At 73.4% G+C, this 22,802-nt stretch carries 25 protein-coding genes; 15 read left to right on the forward strand and 10 right to left on the reverse strand.

Annotated features, from left to right (window positions below; translation table 11 throughout):
- The 5 genes from VGN18_RS18560 to VGN18_RS18580 all read left to right on the forward strand — a co-directional run.
- On the forward strand, window positions 1-1,557 hold a 1,557-nt coding region (locus tag VGN18_RS18560), incomplete at its 5' end, for a chloride channel protein (protein ID WP_327541209.1).
- Between the two features lie 94 nt (window positions 1,558-1,651).
- On the forward strand, window positions 1,652-2,620 hold the full coding sequence (locus VGN18_RS18565; RefSeq protein WP_327541210.1) for an ABC transporter ATP-binding protein: 969 nt from the start codon (window positions 1,652-1,654) through the stop codon (window positions 2,618-2,620).
- Window positions 2,617-3,783: an ABC transporter permease gene (locus tag VGN18_RS18570; protein WP_327541211.1), complete on the forward strand. Its 1,167-nt coding sequence runs from the start codon at window positions 2,617-2,619 to the stop codon at window positions 3,781-3,783. The genes VGN18_RS18565 and VGN18_RS18570 overlap by 4 nt, the downstream gene beginning before the upstream one ends.
- Window positions 3,780-4,952: an ABC transporter permease gene (locus tag VGN18_RS18575; RefSeq protein ID WP_327541212.1), complete on the forward strand. Its 1,173-nt coding sequence runs from the start codon at window positions 3,780-3,782 to the stop codon at window positions 4,950-4,952. The genes VGN18_RS18570 and VGN18_RS18575 overlap by 4 nt, the downstream gene beginning before the upstream one ends.
- Before the next feature lie 75 nt (window positions 4,953-5,027).
- On the forward strand, window positions 5,028-5,462 hold the full coding sequence (locus VGN18_RS18580) for an SRPBCC family protein (protein ID WP_327541213.1): 435 nt from the start codon (window positions 5,028-5,030) through the stop codon (window positions 5,460-5,462).
- Between the two features lie 6 nt (window positions 5,463-5,468).
- On the opposite strand, the gene VGN18_RS18585 is transcribed toward VGN18_RS18580, so the two are convergent.
- The 4 genes from VGN18_RS18585 to VGN18_RS18600 all read right to left on the reverse strand — a co-directional run bounded on the left by VGN18_RS18585 (window position 5,469) and on the right by VGN18_RS18600 (window position 9,679).
- Window positions 5,469-6,920 carry a PAS domain-containing sensor histidine kinase gene (locus tag VGN18_RS18585; protein WP_327541214.1) on the reverse strand — a complete coding sequence of 484 codons (1,452 nt, stop codon included), beginning with the start codon at window positions 6,918-6,920 and terminating at the stop codon, window positions 5,469-5,471.
- Between the two features lie 59 nt (window positions 6,921-6,979).
- Window positions 6,980-8,398: a PAS domain-containing sensor histidine kinase gene (locus VGN18_RS18590; protein ID WP_327541215.1), complete on the reverse strand. Its 1,419-nt coding sequence runs from the start codon at window positions 8,396-8,398 to the stop codon at window positions 6,980-6,982.
- Between the two features lie 40 nt (window positions 8,399-8,438).
- Window positions 8,439-8,849, reverse strand: a complete 411-nt coding sequence (locus VGN18_RS18595) for a response regulator transcription factor (protein WP_327541216.1) — start codon at window positions 8,847-8,849, stop codon at window positions 8,439-8,441.
- 137 nt (window positions 8,850-8,986) lie between these two features.
- Window positions 8,987-9,679: a response regulator transcription factor gene (locus VGN18_RS18600; protein ID WP_327541217.1), complete on the reverse strand. Its 693-nt coding sequence runs from the start codon at window positions 9,677-9,679 to the stop codon at window positions 8,987-8,989.
- A 360-nt stretch (window positions 9,680-10,039) separates the two neighbouring features.
- Between VGN18_RS18600 and VGN18_RS18605 the strand changes: the two genes are divergently transcribed.
- The 9 genes from VGN18_RS18605 (at window position 10,040) to VGN18_RS18645 (ending at window position 16,926) form a co-directional block, all read left to right on the forward strand.
- A complete protein-coding gene (locus VGN18_RS18605) occupies window positions 10,040-10,654 on the forward strand; it encodes a class I SAM-dependent methyltransferase (RefSeq protein WP_327541218.1) in 615 nt (204 codons plus the stop codon).
- Window positions 10,655-10,726: 72 nt separating this feature from the next.
- The gene (locus tag VGN18_RS18610) at window positions 10,727-10,858 is read left to right on the forward strand and encodes a hypothetical protein (protein WP_327541219.1); all 132 of its coding nucleotides are present in this window, start codon (window positions 10,727-10,729) and stop codon (window positions 10,856-10,858) included.
- Window positions 10,859-10,965: 107 nt separating this feature from the next.
- Window positions 10,966-11,670: a flavodoxin family protein gene (locus VGN18_RS18615; RefSeq protein ID WP_414655072.1), complete on the forward strand. Its 705-nt coding sequence runs from the start codon at window positions 10,966-10,968 to the stop codon at window positions 11,668-11,670.
- An 86-nt stretch (window positions 11,671-11,756) separates the two neighbouring features.
- The gene (locus VGN18_RS18620; protein ID WP_327541221.1) at window positions 11,757-12,371 is read left to right on the forward strand and encodes an RNA polymerase sigma factor; all 615 of its coding nucleotides are present in this window, start codon (window positions 11,757-11,759) and stop codon (window positions 12,369-12,371) included.
- Between the two features lie 73 nt (window positions 12,372-12,444).
- Window positions 12,445-12,726 carry an anti-sigma factor family protein gene (locus VGN18_RS18625; protein WP_327541222.1) on the forward strand — a complete coding sequence of 94 codons (282 nt, stop codon included), beginning with the start codon at window positions 12,445-12,447 and terminating at the stop codon, window positions 12,724-12,726.
- Window positions 12,726-13,349, forward strand: a complete 624-nt coding sequence (locus VGN18_RS18630) for a hypothetical protein (protein ID WP_327541223.1) — start codon at window positions 12,726-12,728, stop codon at window positions 13,347-13,349. The genes VGN18_RS18625 and VGN18_RS18630 overlap by 1 nt, the downstream gene beginning before the upstream one ends.
- Before the next feature lie 57 nt (window positions 13,350-13,406).
- Complete coding sequence (locus VGN18_RS18635; protein WP_327541224.1) at window positions 13,407-15,575, forward strand: alkaline phosphatase family protein; 2,169 nt, start codon at window positions 13,407-13,409, stop codon at window positions 15,573-15,575.
- A complete protein-coding gene (locus VGN18_RS18640) occupies window positions 15,572-16,339 on the forward strand; it encodes an MBL fold metallo-hydrolase (RefSeq protein WP_327541225.1) in 768 nt (255 codons plus the stop codon). Before VGN18_RS18635 ends, VGN18_RS18640 begins: the two co-directional genes overlap by 4 nt.
- Window positions 16,336-16,926, forward strand: a complete 591-nt coding sequence (locus VGN18_RS18645) for a DedA family protein (protein WP_327541226.1) — start codon at window positions 16,336-16,338, stop codon at window positions 16,924-16,926. Before VGN18_RS18640 ends, VGN18_RS18645 begins: the two co-directional genes overlap by 4 nt.
- Here the strand turns inward: VGN18_RS18645 and VGN18_RS18650 are convergent.
- From VGN18_RS18650 to VGN18_RS18670, 5 genes are all read right to left on the reverse strand, one after another.
- Window positions 16,892-18,046, reverse strand: a complete 1,155-nt coding sequence (locus tag VGN18_RS18650; protein WP_327541227.1) for an acyl-CoA dehydrogenase family protein — start codon at window positions 18,044-18,046, stop codon at window positions 16,892-16,894. The two genes, VGN18_RS18645 and VGN18_RS18650, sit on opposite strands and share 35 nt — an antisense overlap.
- 32 nt (window positions 18,047-18,078) lie before the next feature.
- A complete protein-coding gene (locus VGN18_RS18655) occupies window positions 18,079-19,182 on the reverse strand; it encodes an IPT/TIG domain-containing protein (protein WP_327541228.1) in 1,104 nt (367 codons plus the stop codon).
- Window positions 19,183-19,184: 2 nt separating this feature from the next.
- A complete protein-coding gene (locus tag VGN18_RS18660) occupies window positions 19,185-20,189 on the reverse strand; it encodes an N-acetylmuramoyl-L-alanine amidase (RefSeq protein ID WP_327541229.1) in 1,005 nt (334 codons plus the stop codon).
- Window positions 20,190-20,271: 82 nt separating this feature from the next.
- Entirely contained in the window at window positions 20,272-20,946 is a 675-nt protein-coding gene (locus VGN18_RS18665) for a response regulator transcription factor (protein ID WP_327541230.1), read from the reverse strand.
- A 70-nt stretch (window positions 20,947-21,016) separates the two neighbouring features.
- Window positions 21,017-21,604: a GNAT family protein gene (locus tag VGN18_RS18670; protein ID WP_327541231.1), complete on the reverse strand. Its 588-nt coding sequence runs from the start codon at window positions 21,602-21,604 to the stop codon at window positions 21,017-21,019.
- 58 nt (window positions 21,605-21,662) lie between these two features.
- Between VGN18_RS18670 and VGN18_RS18675 the strand changes: the two genes are divergently transcribed.
- A complete protein-coding gene (locus tag VGN18_RS18675) occupies window positions 21,663-22,328 on the forward strand; it encodes an HAD family hydrolase (protein ID WP_327541232.1) in 666 nt (221 codons plus the stop codon).
- Here the strand turns inward: VGN18_RS18675 and rnhA are convergent, their stop codons facing one another.
- Complete coding sequence (gene rnhA / locus VGN18_RS18680) at window positions 22,329-22,790, reverse strand: ribonuclease HI (RefSeq protein ID WP_327541233.1); 462 nt, start codon at window positions 22,788-22,790, stop codon at window positions 22,329-22,331. It lies immediately after the preceding gene.
- Window positions 22,791-22,802 lie beyond the last annotated feature (12 nt).

Raw genomic sequence — 22,802 nt, forward strand, 5'->3', positions numbered from 1 at the left:
ATGGCCCGCTACGGCTCGGAGAAGATCCGCGGGCACGGCATGCCCGAGGCGATCGAAGCGATCCTGCTGGGCGGGAGCAAGGTGCAGCCGCGGGTCGCACTGCTCAAGCCGGTGTCGTCGGCGATCGCGATCGGTACCGGCGGACCGTTCGGCGCCGAGGGGCCGATCATCATGACCGGCGGTGCGATCGGATCGCTGTTCGCGCAGTTCCTGCGACTGACGGCCGACGAGCGCAAGACCCTGCTCGTCGCCGGGGCGGCAGCGGGTATGGCCGCCACCTTCAACTCGCCGTTCGCCGCGCTGATGCTCGCCGTCGAACTGCTGCTCTTCGAGTGGCGCCCCCGCAGCTACGTGCCGGTCGCCGCCGCGGTGGCCCTGGCGGCGATCGTGCGGCAACCACTGCTCGGCGCCGGAGCGCTGTTCCCGGCACCCGGCGCGCTGCGCATCGACGCCGGCACCTACGCGCTGTGCCTGGTCTCCGGGATCGTCGCCGGGCTACTGGCGCTGGTCGCGACCGTCCTGGTCTACGCCGCCGAGGACGCCTTCCGCCGCCTGCCGATCCACTGGATGTGGTGGCCCGCGATCGGCGGGCTGATCATCGGTCTCGGCGGACTCGTCGTGCCCCAGGCGCTCGGCGTCGGCTACAACGTCATCGCCGCCGAGCTCGACGGTTCGATCGGCATCGGCCTCGTCGTCGGCATCCTGATCGTCAAGACCCTCATCTGGTCGCTGTCGCTCGGCTCGGGGACCTCCGGCGGCGTGCTGGCGCCGATGTTCATGATCGGTGGCGCGCTCGGCACGCTCGAGGCCCACGTCTTCCCCGCGGTCGGCCCCGGCTTCTGGGCCCTCGTCGGGCTGGCGGGCGTGCTGGGCGGAGTCATGCGCTCGCCCTTCACCGGCGTCGTGTTCGCGCTCGAACTCACCCATCGCTACGACGCGCTGCTGCCGCTCATCATCGGCGCGTCGAGCGCGTACGCCGTGTCGGTGCTGCTGCTGAGGCGCTCGGTGCTCACCGAGAAGATCGCGCGGCGCGGCTACCACCTGACGCGCGAGTACGACGTCGACCCGCTGGAGATCCTGTTCGCGGGCGAGGTCATGGACACCGACCTGCTCAGCTTCGAATCGCATCTCCTCGCCGAGGAGGCGCTCGCGTCGATCTCCGGGAACAGCCCCGACACGGTCACCGCCCGGCGGCAGATGCTCTACCCGGTCATCGACGACGACGCCGGGATGGTCGGCGTGGTGACCCGGACGCAGCTCGAGACGGCCGTGCACGACGGGAAGGGCGACATCGTGGTCACCGACCTCGGTCACCGCGAGGTGGTGACCGCGCACCCGGACGAGACGCTGCGGACCGTCGCCACCCGGATGGCCGATCGGGCGGTGGACCGGATGCCGGTCGTCGACCGGCACCGCCCGCACGAGGTGGTCGGCCTCATCACGCTCACGATGCTGCTCACCGGGCGGCTGCGCGACCTGCGCGAGGCCCGCGACAGCGAGCGCGTGCTGCGCCTGCGCATCGCCCGCCCCGCGCGAGCCACGGAGTCCGCGGTCTGATCCTCGTGCCCGGCCCGACCGCGGTCGAACGTCCCGGTCGCCGGGAGGCCAGCGGCCCTGGGACGGGGTCGGCCGGGCGAGCACGATCGCGGCCATGACCGTGTCCGCCGCGACCCGGGCGACCCCCTCGTCCGTCCGGCGCACCCTGCTCACCTGCCGCAACCTGTCGCGCCACTTCGGGGACCGCGTGGCCGTCGACGACGTCAGCCTGACGATCGCGGCGGGCGAGACCTACGGGTTGCTCGGGCCGAACGGCGCCGGCAAGACGACCACGATCCGGATGATCTGCGGGCTGCTGCGGCCCGACACCGGCTGGGTCGATCTCGACGGACGACGCGGGCGCCGGGCGCGGGCCCTGATCGGCTACGTGCCCCAGGACATCGCGCTCTACCCGGATCTGACCGCGCGGGAGAACCTGGTCTTCTTCGGCCGGCTCTACGGGCTCGGGTCGCGCGCGCTGGCCCGGCGGGTGGACGAGGTGCTCGAGCTCATCGATCTGCGCGACCGCCGCGACGACCGGGTCGAGGACATGTCCGGCGGCATGCGGCGGCGGCTCAACATCGGGGCCGGGCTGGTGCACTCGCCCACCCTGCTCGTGCTCGACGAGCCGACGGTCGGGGTCGACCCGCAGAGCCGCCACGCGATCATGACGAGCGTGCGGGCCTTCGGGGCCGAGGGGCTGGCCGTCCTGTACACCACGCACTACATGGAGGAGGCCGAGCGGCTCTGCGATCGCGTCGGCATCATCGACCGCGGCCGGCTCGTGGCGGAGGGGACGCGGCGCGAGCTCGTGGCCCGGGTCGGCGAGCGCGACCGCATCGACCTGGTGGTCACCGGTGACGTCGACGCCCTCGTGCGCGCGTGCCGCGGCGTGCCGGGTGTGGCCACCGCGAACCGCACCGCCGACGGCGCCCAGCTGATCGTGCAGGACGGCAACGAGCTGCTGCCCCGCCTGCTCGCCGCCACCGCCGACCTGGACGCGGTGGTGCGCAGCATCGAGGTCTCCGAGCCCGATCTGGAGTCGGTGTTCCTGCACCTCACCGGGACGGCGCTGCGCGAATGAACGCCGCGCTCGTGATCGCGCGCAAGGACCTGCGCCAGCGGGTGCGGGACCGCTCGGCGCTCGTCCTCGGCATCCTCGCCCCGCTGCTCATCGCGACGGTGATGAGCGCGGCCTTCGGCAGCGCCGGGTCGTTCCACACGACGGTCGGTGTGGTCGATCAGGACCGGCACGAGCTGGGTGCGGCCTTCGTCGCCATGCTGCGCAGCCCTGATCTCTCCGACGTCGTGACGGTGCGATCGGTCGCCACCCCGGCCGAAGCCCGCCGGCTGGTGCACGACAAGAAGCTGGGCGCGGCGTTCGTCCTGCCGCTCGGCTTCACCCCGGCAGCCCACGGCACCGCGACGGCGCGCATCGAGGTGCTCGGCAGCTCCGACCAGGCGATCGCCCGCGAGGTGAGCGCGGCCCTCGCCGAGTCGTTCGCCGCCCAGGTGAACGCCGATCGGCTGTCCGTGCTGACCGCGCTCGCCACCGGCACCAGCGCGGCCCGGACGGCGCACCTGATCGCGGCGAGCGCGCGACTGCGCCTGCCCGTCTCGACCCGCTCCGGTGACATCGGGGCCAAGCGGCTGACCGCGATCAGCTACTACGCGCCGTCCATGGGCATCTTCTTCATGTTCTTCGGCATCGGCTTCGGGGCGCGCAGCTACTGGCTCGAGCGGCGCAGCGGCAACCTCGACCGCATGCTCGCCGCCCCGGTGCGCCCGGCCGAGGTGCTGGCGGGCAAGGCGCTGTCGACGCTGGTCTTCGGGCTGGCCAGCCTGCTCACCATGGCCGTCGTGACCAGCGTGTTCTTCGACGCCCAGTGGGGTCCGCTGCCCGCCGCGGCGGCGCTGGTGTTCGCGATCGTGCTGGCCGCGGCGGCGCTCACCGCGCTCGTCGCCGCCCTCGCGCGTTCGGAACGGCAGGCCGACGGCGTGGCCTCCACCGTCACGTTCGCGCTGGTGCTGCTCGGCGGCAACTTCGTCTTCGTGTCGTCCTCGCCGGAGTTGCTGCGGCGGCTGGCGTTGCTGACGCCGAACGGCTGGGCGATGCGCGGCTTCGTCGATCTGCAGAGCGGGGCGGGCGCCTCGGCCGCGGTGCAACCCGTCCTCGCGATCCTCGCGTTCACGGCCGTGGTCGCCGGTGCCGTCGCGCTGCTTGCCCGCCGGCCGGTGTCGTCGTGACGACCCCGGCGCCCCTGGCGGTCACCGCCGCTGCCCTGCGCCGTCTCGTCCGCGATCGCACCGCCATGTTCTTCGTCGTCGTGCTGCCGGTCGTGGTCATCCTGATCATCGGCCTGACCGCCCGCGGCTTCGACAAGCTGCGCGTCGGGGTGGTCGTCCCCGACGGCAGCGGACCGCTCGCGACCCAGCTGGCCGAGGAGCTCGGGCACGACCCGACGCTGACGACGACGACCTACACCGATGCCGCGGCGGCCCGCACCGGGCTGCGCCGGGGGGAGCTCGTCGCCCTCGTCGTGCTGCCACGCGGCTACGACACGGCCCTCGCGGCCGGGCGGCCCCAGCAGATCGGGCTGCTGACGAGCGTGCAGAGCAGCGATCAGCAGGCCGTCGGGGCGGCGATCTCCGCGGTCGTGGGGCGGCAGGCGGCGCGCGTGCAGGCCGCGCACTTCGCGAGCGTCCAGAACGGCAGCGGGTTCGGGGCGAGCCTGGCCCGCGCCACCGCCTTGCAGCCGGGCACCACCGTCGTCGGCGTGCACACCACCCTCGTCGACACCGGTGCCTCGACCCTGCCCGCCGGCTTCAGCTACTCGGCCCCGACCATGCTCGTGCTGTTCGTGTTCATCAACGCGCTCGCCGGCGGCGCCGCGATCATCCAGGCCCGCCAGCTCGGCATCCACGACCGTGCGATGGCGGCCCCGATCACGGCCCGGACGATCGTGCTGGGCGAGACGCTCGCGGCGCTGGTGCTCGCGCTGCTGCAGTCGCTGCTCATCGTCGGCATCGGGGCGGTGGTGTTCGGGGTGCACTGGGGCGACCCCGTCGCGGCGGCGACCCTGGTCGTGGTGTGGGCGCTCGTCGGCACCGGCGCGGGCGTGCTGAGCGGAACCGTCTTCCGCACGCCCGAGCAGGCCGGTGCGATCGGTCCGGCGATCGGTATCGCGTTCGGCATGCTCGGCGGCTGCATGTGGCCGCTCGAGATCGTGACGCCGCTGATGCGTACGGTCGGGCACGTCGTGCCGCACGCGTGGGCCGTGGACGCGTGGACGACCCTGCTCTCGCGCGGCGGTGACCTGGCCAGCATCGCCCGGCCGCTGCTCGTGCTGGCCGGCATGGCCGTCGCGCTGCTCGCGCTGTCGACCCTGCGCCTGCGCGCGCGGATCGTCAGGTAGCCGGCATATCCCGTCCCGGGGCGAACGGGCCGTGCGGCACTGCCGGGCAACCGGCGGCGGGAGTGGGATCGGGGCATGGCCACCGTCAACGCAACCGTCGACATCGAGGCGACCCCGGCCGAGATCCTCGACGTCCTCGCCGATCTCGAGCACTACCCGTCGTGGTCGTCGGTGCACCGCCGCGCTCGCATCCAGGACGTCGATCCGCACGGGCGTCCGAAGCGGGCGACGATGACCGTGGCGGCCGCCGGCCTGTCGGACGAGCAGGTTCTCGACTACGACTGGCGCGCCGACGGGCTGAGCTGGACGCTCGTGTCGTCGGGTCAGCAGAAGAACCAGCACGGCAGCTACGTCATCACCAAGGACGGGCGGCACGGCTCGCACGTGCGCTACGAACTCACCATCGATCCGATCGTCCCGATGCCCGGCATCATCGTGCGTCGCGTCATGAGCCGGGCGGTGACGGCCGCGACCGACGGCCTGAAGACCCGCGTCGAATCCGGACGCTGACCGGCCTCAGCGCGGGTCGGGCGGCTCGGCCGGCAGCCAGAAGACGACCGCGGTGCCGTGCGGTGGTGCGGGCCGCACCTCGAACCGACCGCCGGCGATCTCGGCACGGTCGCGCATGGCGACGAGGCCGCGGTGGCCCGGTCGGGACTCGCGGGCGGGATCGAACCCGACACCGTCGTCGACGACCGACACCTCGACCCCGCCGTCGCGGGCCACGGCGCTGACCTCGAGCCGGCTCGCCCGAGCGTGCGCGCGGGCGTTGTTCAGCGCCTCGCGGGCGATCCGCAGCGCGTGCGAGCGTTGCTGGGGCGCCAGGTCGGCCGCGGCCGCCGGGGTCAGCTCGCAGTGCACCGGCGCGTGCTCGAAAACGTGCGCGATCACGGTGCGTAGCCCGTCGGCGAGGGAGCGTTCGACGTCGTCGGGTTCGAGGTCGAACAGCAGGTCGCGCAGCCGCTCGATCGTGCCGGCGAGCGCGTCGCCGAGCTGCCCCATCGTCTCCTCGAGCTCGGGCACCGCGCCCTGCAACTGCTGCTGCAACTGCTCGAACTCGCTGCTCAGGTCGGTCATCCGCTCGACGGCGTCGGCCTGCACCTCGGCGGCGATGCGGGCCCGCTCGTCGTCGTGCTCGGCGACCAGCCGGGCCGCGAGCAGTCGGCGCTGTTCGGCGACGCGGCGCAGGCGCTCGTTGGCCGCGCGCTCGTCGCGGATGTCGCGCTGGACGGTCGCGAGCGCGACCGGCCGCCCGGTGTCGGGGTCGCGCAGCAGGAAGCTGGACACCCGCACCGGGATCGGCGGCCCGCCGCGGTGGTCGAGCAACTCGTGCTCGCCCGACCACGAGCCGTCACGCCGGATCGCCGGCACCTCGACGGTCATGGCCTGCTCCACCCACTGCGGCGGCAGCAGGTCGCGGATCGTGAGCGTGCGGATGTCGCTTTCGGGGGACAAACCGACGAGCGCGCGCCCGCCCGGGTTCAGATACAGCGCGCGGCCCTCGAGATCGGCGATGCCGATGTAGTCCTCGGACGCGTCGAGCAGGGCGCGGAACCGCGCGCGCTGCGCGTAGGCCTCGGCCAGTTCGCGGGCGGCCTGCTGCTGGGCCGCCTCGGCCGCCCGCACCTCGGTGACGTCGCGGAAGTAGAGGGTGATCGCGTCGTGCGACGGGAAGACCCTCAGTGAGAACCAGCGGCCGACGGGCTCGAGGTACTCCTCGAACTCCACCGCCTGCTGGTGCCGCAGCGCGTCGGTGAACGCGGTCTCGAACGCCGTGCCGAGGGCCTCGGGAAAGATCGTCCAGATGTCGCGGCCGATGACCTCGGACGGCGTGCGTCCGATCATCGCGGCGCCGACGTCGTTGATGTAGGAGCAACGCCAGTCGGCGTTCACCGAGGCGATCCCGTCGGTCACCCGGCGCAGGGCGGCCGCGAGATCGGGGCTGCCGTAGGTGGTCGGCCCGTTCACCGGCGCTGGAAAGGGTGCGCCTGGCGAAGCCTGTGCTTTCCCGTCCGCTTCTTCGTCGCTCACAGTCTGGGGAACCAGAGTCGCACCGACCGACCGGCGGCCGTGTCGTCGATCCGGCACCAGCCGCCGACGAGTTCCGCGGCCAGGCGCACCCGATCACCGTCCCCTTCCGGCTCCGGGGTGGGCCCTGACCGGTCGTCCTGGACGTCGATCACCACCCCGTCGTCCGCCTCGGCCACGCGGACCGTCACCGACCGCACGTCGCCGTGCAGGCGGCAGGCGAGCACAGCGCCGCGCACCCCGCGCAGCGCCTGGATCCGTTCGGGGTCCGGCAGCGTCACGGCGGGGTCGCCGACGACTTCGCTGCGCACCTGCGAGCCGTAGAGGGCGCGGCCGACGACCGCATGGATGCCGTCGAGGAGGCTGGTGTCCAGCGGGGGCGCCTCGAGCTCGCGCAGCAGGTGGCGCAACCGGTCGGACGCGTCGGTGACCGACTGCCGGACGGCCGCGACCTGGTCGACGAACTCGGGGGCGTCGGCGCGGACCGTGCGCTCGACGATGCCGAGCCGGAGGTCGATCGCGGCCAGGGCCTGCACCGGGTCATCGTGGATGTCGTCGGCGATGCGGCTGCGCTGGCTCTCCTGCACCGCGACGACCCGGTCGAGCAGGGCGCGCCGGTCCTCCGCCGCGGCGCGCAGCCGCTCGGCGACGGCGAGTTGGGGGCGGGCATCGCGCTGGATGGTCGCCAGGAACGACGGTTCGCCCGAGGCCGGATCGGCGATCAGGAACGCCGACAGCCTGACCGGTACGGGCGCGCCGCCGTCGAGGCGCGGCAGCTCGGACGGCCCGACCCAGATGCGCTGGCCGCCGGTGAGCGCGGGCAGCCGGTCCTCCTGGAAGACCCTGCGCCCGGCGTCGGTCTGGAAGTCGCGGACCTGCAGGTAGGACAGGTCGTCCGCGTCGCCGGCCCCGGTCAACGCCCGTCCGGCCGGGTTGACGTAGCGGACCGCGCCGTCGATCTCGGCCATGCCGACGAAGTCGGGGGAGGCCTCGACGACGGCCTCGAACAGGGCGCGGTCGGCGTGGTTCGCCGCGGCGTCGCTCTCGGCCCGCAGGCGCTCGTCGCGCGAGCGCCGGTCCCGGGTGATGTCGCGGAAGACGACGGTGAGGCCCTCGGGCGAGGGGTAGGCCCGCACCTCGCACCAGACGTCCAGGCCCGGGAAGTACTCGTCGAACTGCTGCACCCGCTGCACGGACATCGCCTGCAGGTAGGCCTGGTAGACGTCGGTGCCGACCAGGAACGGGAAGTCCTCCCACGAGTGGTGGCCGACCAGCCGGTCGAGGGAGAGGCCGACGAGCCGGGCGGCAGCGGGGTTGGCGAACACGCAGACCCAGTCGCGGTCGAGGATGACCACGCCGTCGCCGGCGCGGCGCAGCGCTTCCTCGATGTCGACGGCGCGTGCCGATTCCGTGGTCATCTCCGGCCTCCCGCGCGGAAGCCTAAACGGTGGACCCGGATCAGTCGGCGGCGATCAGCGCCCGCACCGCGGCGGCGGCGGCGGGGGTCGACAGGATGACCTCGCCGGCGTGGCACCGGAACAGGTCCTCGGCCAGGGACGGGCCGGCGTGGCCCTTGAGGAACATGCCGCGCACCCCGTGCCGGAGCAGCGCGCCGACGGTCGGGCCGTCCAGGCTCCCGGAGAGCACGGCCACCGTGGTCGGGCCGGAGAGGTCGAAGATGCGCCGGGCGGCGTCGACCCCGCCGCCGGGCATCCGGACGTCGAGCAGGACGACGTCGGGCCGCTGGGCCTCGGCGTGGATGACGGCGTCGTCGGCCGTCGCGGCCTCGGCGACCACCGTGAACCGGCCGTCGCTGTCGAGCTCGTCGGCGACGGCGGCGCGGACCGACTGATCGTCGTCGGCCAGCACTATCCGCAGGGTGGTCAGCGTGTACTCCCCTCGGACGGATCCGTGGGCCCATCGTCGTCAGCGGCCTCGGGGGCGGGAAAGATCACGCGGGATCAGGCCGCGTGGTTCAAATGAACCAGCGCCGCGACGGCGGGGAGTCAGCGCGGGCGCGCGTCGGTGCCGAGCCGGCTGTGCGGGTCGATCAGGCCCTCGCGGACGCCGATGGCGGCGGCCTCGAGCTTCGAGTGCGCGCCCAGCTTGCCGAGCAGCGACTGGACGTGGTTGCGGATCGTGTTGACCGACAGCACCAGACGCTCGGCGATCTCGGCGTTGCTCAGCCCCTGGCTGATGTGCACGAGCACCTCACGCTCGCGCGGGGTGAGGTCGTGCGGCAGTTCCGAGCGGCGCCGGGCGAGTCGGCCGAGCAGGCTGGCCAGCAGCTTGGGCTGGATCGCCGCCTCGCCGGCGGCGGCGTGCTTGACCGCCACGTGGATCTGGCGCAGGTCGGCCGACTTGGCGACGAAACCGGCGCACCCGGCCTCGACGGCGGCGAGCAGCAGGCCCTCGTCCTCGACCGCGGTGATCATGATGACGGCCGCGTCGGGCGAGATCTCGCGGATCATCGCGACGCCGTCGAGCCCGCTCGCATCGGGCAGCCGGTAGTCGAGCAGCACGACGTCGACGCGCCGCGAGCGGACCACCTTGAGCCCCTCGGCCAGGCTGGCGGCCACGCCGACCACGTGCAGATCGTCCTCGCTGTCGAGCACGATGGCGAGCGCCTCGGCCAGCATCCGGTGGTCGTCGATGATCAGGACTTCGGTCGGGGTCGGGTCCCCGGCGTCGGCAGTCACCCGAGGAAAATACCGTGACCCGGACGGCCCCGAACCGCCGAGGTAGTGCTGGTGCACCAATGCCCGTGGTCCGAGTTGATGTTGAACGTCGATCCGATGCGGGATGCCGCAGCGCGGCCGACCTCGTCACACTGGTGGGGCCGGACGGGACCGGCGCGGTGGTCGCGACGAGCACCCGCGACCGCCGCGCCGCCCCGGCTGCGGCCGACCAGCGGTAGGCCGCGAGGAGCCGGTCCCGGAACGGGTCCATCGGCCAGGTCGGGGCCACGCCGGCCGACGTGCGACGCACAGGCGACGTCGTGCTGCTGCGATACGCGCTATCGTCGCGGTTCCGCCTGGACTGACCGCCGGGAGCTGGCCGTGGGGTTGTACGCCGAACGGATCCTGCCGCGCATCATCGACAGGACGTGCGGGATGAAGTCGATGCGCCGGCTGCGCGAACGCGCCTGCGCGGGGCTGGCCGGGGACATCATCGAGATCGGGTTCGGCTCCGGGCTGAACGTGGCCCACTACCCCGACGCGGTCACGCGGGCGACGGTCATCGAGCCGTCGGAGCTCGCCTGGAAGCTGGCCGCGGGCCGGGTGGCCGCCGCGAGCATGCCGGTGCGCCGCGCCGGGCTCGACGGGCAGGCGCTGCCCTTCGGCGACGACACCTTCGACGCCGCGCTGTCGACGTGGACGCTGTGCACCATCCCCGACGTGACCGCCGCGCTGCACGAGATGCGCCGCGTGCTGCGGCCGGGCGCGACGCTGCACTTCCTCGAACACGGCCTCGCCCCCGATCCGAAGGTGCAGCGCTGGCAGCACCGTCTCGACCCGATCGAGAGGCGCCTGGCCGGCGGCTGCACGTTCTCCCGCCCCATCGTCGAGCTGGTGATCGGCGCCGGCTTCGAGATCACCGAGCTCGACAGGTTCTACCTCGACGGACCCAGATTCTCCGGCGCCGTCTCGCTCGGGGTCGCGCGGACCGCCTGACCCGAGGCGTGTAACGCTGCGCCACCCCGAACGCACTGTGCTGCGAGACGGCACGACGAGCGGGGAGCGGTCATGGCATCGACCTGGCACCGGGTGGCGGACGGCGACCTCCCGGACGAGGGACGCGTGCGCGCGGTCGAGGCCGACGGCCGCGCAGTTCGCGGCCGGCCGGCCGGTCTGGCCCACCACCCCGCACGACCCTGACTGGGCCGACTACGCCCGGATCTGCGGCGCCACCGGCATCGCGGGTCGAGCGCCGTGACCAGTTCGACCCCGCACCCTCCACACCGAAAGGCCCCACGATGACGACCCTGCCCGACTACAGCGACCTCAGGGCGCTGTTCATCAACTGCACGCTCAAGCGCTCGCCCGAGCCGAGCAACACCCAAGGCCTGGTCGACGCGAGCGCGCACATCATGCGCGAGCACGGCATCGGCGTGGACATCGTGCGGGCGATCGACCACGACATCGCCACCGGCGTCTGGCCCGACATGCGCGAGCACGGCGCGGCCACCGACGACTGGCCCGCGATCTTCGAGAAGGTGCTGGCCGCCGACATCCTCGTGCTGGCCGGCCCGATCTGGCTCGGCGACAACAGCTCGATCATGAAGCAGGTGCACGAGCGGCTCTACGGCGGCTCGCACCTGCTCAACGGCGCCGGCCAGTACCTCTACTACGGCCGGGTCGCCGGCTGCTTCATCACCGGCAACGAGGACGGCATCAAGCACTGCGCGATGAACGTTCTCTACACGTTGCAGCACATCGGCTACACGATCCCGCCGCAGGCCGACGCCGGCTGGATCGGCGAGGCCGGTCCGGGGCCGTCCTACCTCGATCCCGGATCGGGCGGCCCGGAGAACGACTTCACCAACCGCAACACCACGTTCATGACGTGGAACCTCATCCACCTCGCCCGGCTGCTCAAGGATGCCGGGGGCATCCCGGCGCACGGGAACCAGCGTTCGGAGTGGGATGCCGGATGTCGCTTCGACTACGAGAACCCCGAGTACCGCTGATCGACGCATTACGCGTTGCGTACAGCCCGCTCCCGGTCCTTCTGCGCCCGGCCCCGCCGCCCATACGGTGGGCGCCGGAGGTGCCGGTGAGCAGTCCCGACGACGACCTGGTCGACCGGCTGCGGTCGGGCGACGAGCGGGCGTTCGTCGAGTTGGTCGACCGTCACAGCCCGTCGATGCTCGCCGTCGCGCGCGCCCACGTCGCCTCCCGCGAGGTGGCCGAGGACGTCGTCCAGGACACCTGGCTCGCGCTGCTCAAGGGCATCGACGGGTTCGAGGGGCGCTCGAGCCTGCGCACGTGGCTGTTCCGCGTCCTGGTCAACATCGCGAAGACGCGCGGGGTGCGCGAGAAGCGCAGCACGCCGGTCGACCTCCGCGACGAGCCCGGGGTGCGCCCGGATCGCTTCCAGGGCGCCGGGGAGGAATGGCCCGGGCACTGGGTGCGCTTCCCCATGCCGTGGCGCGATTCGCCCGAGCGCCGGCTGCTGTCGGGCGAGGCGCTCGACCTCGTGCGGCGCGAGCTCGACCGGCTGCCCGAGCAGCAGCGGATCGTCGTCTCGTTGCGTGACGTCGAGGGCTACGACTCCGACGAGGTGTGCGCGCTGCTCGAGCTCACCGCGGCCAACCAGCGCGTGCTGCTGCACCGCGGCCGGGCCCGCATCCGCGAGGCGCTCGCGGGCTACTTCGGGCGGGCGTCATGAGCGACGCCGGCGGGGGGAATCACGGGCACAGAAGTCCTTCGGCGGCCGGACCGAGCGCAGCGAGCGCAGGCCGATGAGCACGTGGGACGGCGTGGACTTCGGCGGCATCACGTGTCGCGAGTTCGTCGAACTCGTGACCGAGTACCTCGAGGACCGCTTGGCCGCGGACGCGCGAGCCCGCTTCGACCAGCATGTCGCGGTGTGTCCCGGCTGCGCCCGCTACCTCGACCAGATCCGGGTGTCGTCCCGGCTGCTCGGACGCGTCACGCTGGACCCCATCTCGCCGCAGTCGCGCGATCAGCTCCGGGACGCCTTCCGGTCGTGGCGGGCGGACCGGCCGGAGAAGGAGACGTGATGACCGACGACGGCATCGGGCGCACCCGCCGCGCCCTGCATGCGGTGGCCGAGCACGTGCTGGCCGGGCCGCAGTACCGCGCGAGCGGGACGATCAGGCTGCGGGTCGCGCCCGGCGGATTCCGCACCTGGGCCGAGCCGGCGCTGGCCGTCGTCGGCGACACCGTCGTGCACGGCGCGACGGTGCACCCGATCAGCGGTCGCACGGCCCGCGAGCTGGCCGCGGCCTGCGGGGTCGAGGTCGGGGCCCCGGCCGGCGTGTACGGCGACGGCGGCGGGCTCGGGCCGGACGACGTGCTCGAGGTCGACCCCGGCGCGGCCCGGCTCATCGCCGACGCCTACGCCCGCGGTGACGCCGCCCTGCGGTTGCTCGCCCCCGGCGTCGAGCCGGTGCTGTGGCCCGAGCACTTCGATGTCGGCGTGCGGGTCGGCGAGGTGAACTTCGGCGTCTCGCCCGGCGACGCCGACCTCGCCGAGCCCTACGCCTACGTCGGTGTCGACCCGGTTCCCGACGACCCGTACTGGAACGCGCCGTTCGGTCGCGCGGCGCCGATGGCCGAGCTCGCCACCATCGACGACGTGTGGGACTTCTTCGACGAGGGGCGCCGCCGGGCCGGTCAGTAACCTCGACGGGAGAGCGGACGCAACCTCGAGGAGCCCGGGGATTTGATCAACCGGTCGGTGCGGCGACGGATCGCGATCGGTCGCCGGTTGGTGATGTCGTGGCGCCCGACCGGGGCCACGCTCGTCGGCCTGCTGCGCTCGATGGCGACGTCGTTCGTCGCCCTCGGCGTCACGCTGTACGTGCTGCCCGGACGCCAGTCGACCGGTCCGTTCGCGGTGGTCGTGCTGGTGCTCGTCGTGTTCGGCGTCGGGCTGGTGCTGCGGCCGCTGCTGCTCGGGCTCACCGTCCTGCTCGGCTCGTTCGGGCTGCTGCTCGTCGGCGTCTTCGCCCAGGGCGTCGTGCTCGCGGTCGCGATCAGCATCGCGCCCGACGTCCACATCTCGACGTTCTCCCGCGTCGTCGGGGCGGCCTGGCTCGCTGCCGTCATCGCCGCGGCGGTGAACTGGCTGCTCGACGCCGGCAGCCAGGACGTCTTCCTCGGCCAGGTGCTCGGGCGGGTGGTGCGCATCGCGCACCGGCGGCGGGCCGATCCCGACTGCGCGCAGGGCGAGCCCGGGCTGGTGATCGTCCAGCTCGACGGGGTCGGGCAGGCGCTGCTGCGGCAGGCCGTGGTCGGCGGCGCGGTGCCGACACTGTCGCGGTGGCTGCGCGACGGCACCCATCGCGGGTACGGGTGGCACACCGGCCTCCCGGCGACCACCCCGGCCGGCCAGGCCGTGCTGCTGCACGGCGACTGTCGCGCCGTCCCGTCGTTCCGCTGGTACGAGAAGGAGAGCGGCCAGCACCTCGTGGCCAACCGGCCGGCCGACGCCCAACTGATCCAGCAGCGCATCTCGACCGGCCGGGGGTTGCTCGCCGACGGCGGCGTCAGCGTCTCGAACCTGTTCTCCGGCGACGCCCCGACCCGGATCCTGACGATGAGCGACGCCCGCCTGCCCGACCGCTCCGACCGCGGCTTCGCGTCGTTCGCGGCGTCCTCGAGCGGCTTCCTGCGGGCCACGGTCGTGTTCGCCGGCCAGGTCGTCCTCGAGCGCTACCAGGCCCGACGACAGCGCCGCCGCGACGTGCGGCCACGGGTCGGGCGCAGCCGCGTGTTCGCCCTGCTGCGCGCGCTCACGACGTCGCTGCTGCACGACCTCAACGTCTCGATCGTCGCCGAGCAGATGGCGGCCGGCCGGCCGGTCGTGTTCGTCGACTTCGTCGACTACGACGAGATCGCCCACCACGCCGGTCCCAGCCGCCCCGAGTCGATGCGCTCGCTCGACGGCCTCGACCGCGTTCTGCGCTTCCTCGAGGAGGTCGCGGCCGAGACGAACCGGCGCTACGAGATCGTCGTCGTCTCCGATCACGGGCAGGCGCAGGGCGAGCCGTTCGCGCACCTCGACGGGCGGACGGTCGAGGAGGTCGTGGCCGCGCTGACCGTCGACCCCGACCCCGACGACGACGCGACCGCGGGCCGCGCCGGAGACGACGAGCCCGAGCGCTACGGCACCGCGAACCTGCTGCTCACCAGCGCGGCCCGCTCGGCCGGGGCGGGCATCGGCAGCCTGGCGAGGCGCCGCGCCCGGCGTGCGGCGCCGGGCACCGGACGCGAGCAGCTGAGCGTCGCCCTCGGGCCGAAGCCTCCGGTCGCGCGCGCCGCCGGAGCGCCGGTGGTCTCCGCGGCGGGCAGCCTCGCCCACATCTACCTGCCCGGGCACGCGGGCCGGGCCGGGCTCGACACCATCGAGACCGACCGGCCCGGGCTCGTGACCGGACTCGCGACCCATCCCGGCATCGGCGTCGTGATGGTGCGTTCGGGCGACGGTCTGCTCGCCATCGGCGCGCGCGGCCGGCGGGTGCTGACCGCCGACGGTGCCGTTGGTGGTGAGGGTGACGACCCGCTGATCGCGTACGGCCCTGATGCCGCGCGCGACCTCTACGCGCTCGACGCCCGCGACCACGTCGGCGACATCGTCGCGCTCGGCCGCTTCGACGCCGGCACCGGCGAGGTCGCCGCGTTCGAGGAACTCGTGGGCTCGCACGGCGGGCTCGGTGGCGACCAGACGGCGGCCGTGCTGCTGGTGCCGAGCAGCTGGCCGGCGCTGCCGGCGGGCCCGCACCACGGCGGGGCGCTGTCGGGCGAGCAGGTGCACGCTGCCCTGCTCGAACGGTTGCGCACGCTCGGGCTGCGCCCGGGCGACACCCCGATCCGCGCGGGCGAGCCCGCACCGGTGCCGACGTGAGGATCAGCTGGTGGGGGCATGCCACCACGACGATCGAGCTCGGGGCGGTGCGGGTGCTCACCGACCCGGTGCTCACCGAGCGGATCGCCCACCTGCGCCGGCACGGGTCCGCGCCGCCGCCACCCGAGTCGGTCGGGGCCGACGTCGTGCTCGTGTCGCACCTGCACGCCGACCACCTGCACGTGCCGTCCCTGCGGATGCTCGCGGCCCCGACTCGCATCATCGCTCCCGCCGGCGCGGCCCGGCTGCTCGCCCGCGCCGCGCCCGAACTGGCCACCCGCGTCGAGGAGGTGGAGGCGGGGGAGTCGGTGCGCGTCGGCGACGTGGAGATCACCGCGGTGCCGGCGCACCACGACGGCCGGCGCCACGGGGTCTCGCGCTTCCACGCCCCCGCCCTCGGCTACGTGCTGCGCCGCGACGACCGGTCGGTGTGGTTCGCCGGCGACACCGGGCTGTTCGACGGGCTCGACGCGATCGGCCCGGTCGACGTCGCGGTCGTGCCGGTCGGCGGCTGGGGCCCGACGCTCGGGCCGCACCACCTCGACCCCGAGCAGGCGGCCGAGGCCGTGGGCCGCGTCGGCGCCCACGACGCCGTGCCGGTGCACTACGGCACGTTCTGGCCGGCCGGGCTGCGGCACCTGTCGACCGGTCAGTTCGAGCACAAGTTCCGCCGCCCCGGCGACCGCTTCGCCACGGCCCTGCGGCAATCGGACGTCGACGCGATCGCGCACGTGCTCGCCCCGGGCAGGGCGGTCACGCTGTGAACGGCTTCGACATCGCCTACCTGGCCGGGCTGTTCGGCGTGGTCGCGTTCGGGGCGGTCGTGCCGGTGGTGCCGACCGGGGCGGCGGTGAGCGTCGCCGCGGTGCTCGCCTCGTCGGACCACCTCGTGCTGCTGCCGGTCGTCGTGCTCGTCGGTGCGGCCGGCGCCTACGTCGGCGACCTCGTCACCTACGCCGTCCTGCGTCTGGCCGGTGACGGTCTGGCCCGCCGGGTGCGGTGGCTGCGCGACGACGCGCGGGCCGACGCGCTCGACCGGTTCCGGTTGCAGATCGAGCAGCGCGAACTGCGAACCCTGCTGCTGTCCCGGCTGGTGCCCGGGGGGCGCGTGCCGGTGCTGCTCGGCGCCGCGCTCGGCGGGTACTCGTTCCGGCGCTACGTCAGCGCCGATCTCGCCGCGGCGGCGCTGTGGGCGGCCGTCTACGCCGCGATCGGGCTGGCCGGCCGGTCGATCTTCCCCGAGCCGTGGCAGGGCATCGTCGCCGCCGTGGTGCTCGTCCTGCTGCTCAGCGCCGCGCCGCCGGTGTGGCGGCGGCTCAGCGCGCGCCGCGCAGCGCCTGCTTCGCGATGATCACCTGCTGGATCTGGCTCGTCCCCTCGTAGATGCGGAACAGCCGGGCGTCGCGGTAGAACCGCTCGACGGCCACGCCCCGCATGTAGCCCGCCCCGCCGTGCACCTGCACGGCCCGGTCGGCGATGCGCCCGACCGCCTCGGAGGCGAACAGCTTCGCGCAGGCCGGTCCCATGCGCTGGTCGGTGCCGGCGTCGAAGTCGCGGGCGACGTCGAGGACGAGGCTGCGAGCGGCGCGGTAGTCGGTGACGGTGTCGGCGACCAGGCCCTGGATCAGCTGGTACTCGCCGATGACGCTGCCGCCCTGCTCGCGGGTGGCGGCGTAGGACACCGTCTCGTCCACGAGCCGCTCGGCCATGCCGACGCACAGCGCCGCGATGCCGATGCGACCGTGGGCCAGGCTCTGCATTGCGGTCAGGTAGCCGGAGTCGAGCCCGGCCGGGCCGCCGATCATCGCCGAGTCGGGCACCCGGACGTCGTCGAGGTGGACGTCGGCCGTCCACGCGCCGAGCTGACCCATCTTGTGGTCCCGCGGCCCGACGGTCAGCCCGGGCGTGCTGCTCGGCACCAGGAAGGTCGAGATGCCCTTGGCCGGAGCGGCGTCGGGATCGGTGCGCGCGTAGACCATGAACACGTCGGCGCTCGGCGCGTTGGTGATGTAGCGCTTCGCACCGTTGATCACCCACCCGTCGCCGTCCCGCCGGGCCGCCGTCCGCAGCCGGGACGGGTCGGAGCCGGCGCTCTCCTCGGTCAACGCGAAGGACGCGACGATCTCGCCCGAGGCGAGCTTGGGCAGCCACTCGGCCCGCTGCTCGTCCGACCCGCCGGTCATCAGGGTGTGGCCGGCGATGCCGTTGTTGGTGCCGACGAGCGAGCGCAGGGCCGGGGTCGTGTACCCCAGTTCGAAGACCAGCCGCACCTCGTCGACCATCGACAGCCCGAGGCCGCCGTGCTCCTCGGGGATGGCGAAGCCGTACAGACCCAGGTCGCGGACGGTCTTGCGGATCGACTCGGGAATCTCGTCGGTCTCGTCGATCTGCGCCTCCAGGGGCACGACCTGACCCCGGATGAAGCGGCGCACCGTCGCCAGGAACTCGTCGATCGGGCTCTCGTCGGGCATGGGGGCCTCCGTCAGGGTTGGGTGGGGCGATGTCAGGGGTTGGTCGGGGAAACGAAGGTGAAGCGGCCGGCCGGGTCGGGCAGCGAGCTGCCCTGGGCCGACACGACCTGGACGTAGACCGGGCCGGCGGCGTGCGGCGGCGTCGTCACCACGATGCGGGTCGACGACACCACGGTGAGCGACGGCGCCCGCACCCCGCCGAACACGACCTCGGCCACGTGGGCGAAGCCGGTGCCGGCGATGGTGACGGGGGTGTGCCCGAGCGCGTTGCCCGAGTGGGTGGACAGCCCGCTGACCACCGGCGGGGGATCGAGGCGGCCGCCCGGCATGAGCAGCTGGGCCGCCCGGCTGACGACCGCCTCGCCCTTGGCGTAGTACATCGCGGGCGGTCCCTCGGCGAGGAGCGCGACCGCGAACCGGTCGCCCTGCACGACCCCGGTGGAGTTGATGTTGGCGTTGGACGGGTGCAGTACGTCGCGGTTCGTCGCCCACCCGTTCTTCAGCGCGACGGAGGGTGCGGCCACGGCCAGGCCCCACGCGTTCGGCTCGCCCTCGCTGGAGCGGGCGGCGTAGTGGTGCATCGCCGACCCGAGCCACGGCCAGACCCTGCGGTCCTTCACCACCGCGGCGTAGAAGCGGGCCACCCCGATCGCGGTCAGCTGGGTGCTGCCCCAGGTGCCCGGCATCGTCGGCCGGGCGCCGAGCCCGGCGATGCGGTAGTGCGCGGCGAGCCACGGCAGCAGGGCGTCGCCGCCGACCGTGGGGTAGAGGTCCCACGCCGCGTCGTTGTCCGAGCGCGTGATCATCCGCCAGGCCAGCGAGGCGTTCGGGCCGCTCATCCGGCCGGTCAGCAGCAGGCGGGTGGCAATGAGGGTCTTGACGACCGAGGCGCCGGAGTAGCGCTTCGTCGCATTGCCGGCGCTGTACGTGCGTCCGGTCCGCGTGTCGAGGACGGCGATCCCGGTCGACATGCCCGCAGCCGTCGCGTAGCGGACGGCGGCGGTGACGTTGTCGAGGATGGTCGCGGCGCCGGCCGGCGGCGCGACGGCCAGGGCCGCGGCGCCACCGAGCAGCGTGGAGGTCAGCGCGGCCGTGGCGCGGCGCCGGTGACGGCGCACGAACCGGGGATCGGCCACTCTCACCACCCGAGGTAGGCGAGCAGGCCGGTGGCCACCGCGCTCGCGATGCGCTGGCGTCCGGTGGGGGACGACAGGCGGGCGGCGTCGCCGGGGTTGCGCATGTTGCCGAGCTCGAGGAAGGCGGTGGGCGAGGTCGTCAGGTTCAGCCCGGCAAGGTCGCTGCGGTACACGTAGCCGTTGGTGCCGAGGTAGGTCGACGGCACGAGCCCGGAGCCGCGGACGAGCGCGTCGTGCAGGAACTCCGACACCCAGCGCGAGTGCGTACGGGTCGACGTCGTGGCGTGCTCGGGCAGGCGGCTGTCCTCGTTCACGTGGAAACCGTGCCCGGACGACGGAGCGCCGTCGGCGTGGATGGCGACCGAGACCGCGGTGCCCCGCCGGCTCTCGATGGCGGCACGGACGTTGACACACGGCCCGACCCCGGTGTCGGTGCTGCGCGTCAGTACGACCTCGATGCCGTGCGCGAGCAGGATCCGGCGCACCCGGAGGGTCACGTCCCAGGTGAAGGCGTGCTCGGGGTAACCCGCGTCGGTGGCGGTGCCGGAGGTGTTGCACGCCTTGTAGCGGCCGTACCCGGCATAGACAAGGCGGTTGACGATCGACGGGTGGGACGCGTTGCCGCCGTCGTGGCCGGGATCGAGCACCACCTGCGGCGCCGGCGAGTAGAAGAAACTGTCGGCGTAGTGCGGGGCGGAGAGGCCGCCGGCCGTGCGGACCCGCACGTCGACCCGGCTCGACCGGTGGGCCGGCGTCACCGCGTAGAGCAGCGTGCTGGACGAGACGTGCACCGAGGCGGCGGCGAGCGAGCCGAACATCACCTGCGACGCGGCCGAGAACGCGGAGCCGGTGATACGCACCCGCGTGCCGCCGGCGAGCGAGCCGTGCCGGGGTGCGACCGACGTGACCGTCGGGGTCGGGGCCGCTGCGGTCGCCGGCGGTACCGCGACGAGCGCACCCCCGAGCAGCGCTGTCGTCGCCACGATGACCGCGAGCCTGTGGTGCATCTGCTCTCTCCGACCTGAGGATGATCCCGTTTCCGCCAGTGCATCATCCCGGCCCGGGAGCGCGGTCGGCGACCCGCCGCGCTCAGGTGGTGACGAGTCCTTCGCGGATCGCGATCGCCAGCACCTCGAGCTTGCTGTGCGCGCCGAGCTTGGTCGACAGGTTGGCCACGTGGTTGCGCACGGTGTGCACGCTCAGGGTCAGGGTCCGCGCGATCTCGGCGTTGGACTGGCCCTCGGCCAGGCACTTGAGCACCTCGCGCTCGCGCTCGGTCAGCGACCACATCGGGTCGGCCTCGTGGCGCCGCAGCCGGGGGAGCAGCCGGGCCAGCAGGCGCGGGCTGACCAGCGCCTCGCCCGCGGCGGCCGAGCGCACGGCGGCCATGACGTCCGACAGGGAGCGGGTCTTGTCGATGAAGCCGGCCGCGCCGCCTTCCATGGCCGCGATGAGCACGTGATCGGCGGTGCTTGCGGTGAGCATCACGACTTGGGGGGCCGGGTCGAGCTCGAGAAGGTCGCCGATGATGCCGATGCCGTCGCCGTCGGGCAGCCGGTGGTCGAGCAGGATCACGTCGGGCTTGGTGACCGCGGCGAGATCCAGCGCCGCCTTCAGCGTGCCGACCTCGCCGACGACGTCGAGGTCGTCCTCGTCGCTGAGCATCTTCGACAGGCTTGACGCGAACATCTCGTGGTCGTCAACGATGAGGATGCGGATCGGCGCCGCGGCACCGGCACCGTCGGTGTCCAGCGCCCCCGTCATCGACTCATCATGACGTTCGCGGGGTCATTTGTCGCGCGCCGACGATGATCTTTCGCTTTTCGGTCGGCCGTCAACGGGAGAGGCGGCGATCCAGCTCGGCCCGCACGGCCGGCCATTCGCAGGCGATGATCGAGAACACGACCGTGTCGCGCAGCGCGCCGTCCTCCATCAGCTGATGGCTGCGCAGCACGCCGTCCTGCTTGGCCCCGAGCCGGGCGATGGCGCCGCGGGACCGGTGGTTGAGCCAGTGGGTGCGGAACTCGACGGCGATGCAGCCCAGCGACTCGAAGGCGTGCGCGAGGAGCAGGCGCTTGCACTCGGCGTTGATGCCGGTGCGCTGCACCGATGTCGCGTACCAGGTGTAGCCGATCTCGACGCGGGGCGTCAGCTGGTCGATGTTGCAGTAGGTCGTGATGCCGACGATCGCGCCGGTGTCGCGGCGCCGCACCGTGAACGGCACCATCGTGCCGGCGTCGCGCATCGCGTGGTACCGACCGATCGCCTCGGCCATGCCGTCGGGGTGCGGCACCTTGGTGTACTGCAGATTCCACAGCTCGCCGTCGCTCGACGCCGCCGCGAGGCCGTCGCGGTCGTCGGCCTCCAGCGGGCGCAGCTCGACTCGGGTACCGGACAGCGTGACGGGGAGGACTCGGTTCACCGGCCCAACCTATCGAGGCGGCGCCAGCGGTTACGCGACGCCGCATAGGGTCGGGCGCGTGGATGCCCCGACCGCCGTGCTGTTCGACTTCTCCGGGACGCTGTTCCACGTCGAGTCGGCCGCCGAGGCGGTGCGGGCCGCGCTGGGCGTCGAGCACCTGCACCGCGCGCCCGACCTCGCGCGCTGGGGCGCGATCAACGGCAGCGGTGTGCCGGACGGCCTGCCCGAGGCGATGCGCGACGTCTGGGAGCGGCGTGACCTGTCGGCCGCCGCCCACCGGGCCGCGTACTCGGGGATGGCCCGCCACGCCGGGCTGAGCGAGGAGCAGGCCCACGCCCTGTACGAGCGCGGAGTCGCGGCCGAGGCGTGGAGTCCCTATCCCGACACGGTGCCGGTGCTGCGCCGCCTGCGCCAGCGCGGCGTGCCGGTCGCGGTGGTGAGCAACATCGGCTGGAACCCGCGGCCGGTGCTCGCGCACCACGGCGTCGCCGACCTGATCGACGTGCTCGTGCTCTCCGACGAGCGGGGGGTCCTCAAACCCGACCCGGCCATCTTCCGGCTCGCCCTCGACGAGCTCGGCGTCGCGGCCGGCGGCACGGTCATGGTCGGGGACAACGAGGTGAACGACGGCGGTGCCACCGCCCTCGGCCTGCGCTTCGTGCTCGTCCCCGAGGACCCGGCGCAGCGCGCCCCGGACGCCCTGCTGCGCGCGGCCGGGCTCTGATCAGCTCGCGCCGGCGAGCGCGGCCGCGACGCCGGCATTGGCGAGCTCGTCGGCCCGCTCGTTGCCCTCGTCGCCCGAGTGGCCCTTGACCCAGCGCCAGTCGATGTCGTGCGGCGTGCGGGCGGCGTCGAGGGCCTGCCAGAGGTCGGCGTTGGCGACCGGCTTCTTGGCCGAGTTCTTCCAGCCGTTGCGCTTCCACCCGTGGATCCATTCGGTGATGCCCTTCAGCACGTAGGTGCTGTCGGTGTAGAGCACGACGTCGCAGGGCCGGGTGAGCGCGGTCAGGGCCTGGATCGCGGCGGTGAGCTCCATGCGCTGGTTCGTCGTCAGCAGCTCGCCGCCGGACAGCTCGCGGGCGTGGTCGCCGCTGCGCAGCCAGACGCCCCAGCCGCCCGGGCCGGGATTGCCCTTGCACGCGCCGTCGGTGTAGATCAGCACGTTCGGACGATCGGTCGCAGCCACTCCGGAATGCAA

The sequence above is a fragment of the Jatrophihabitans sp. genome, assembly GCF_036000465.1.
Classification (GTDB): domain Bacteria; phylum Actinomycetota; class Actinomycetes; order Mycobacteriales; family Jatrophihabitantaceae; genus Jatrophihabitans.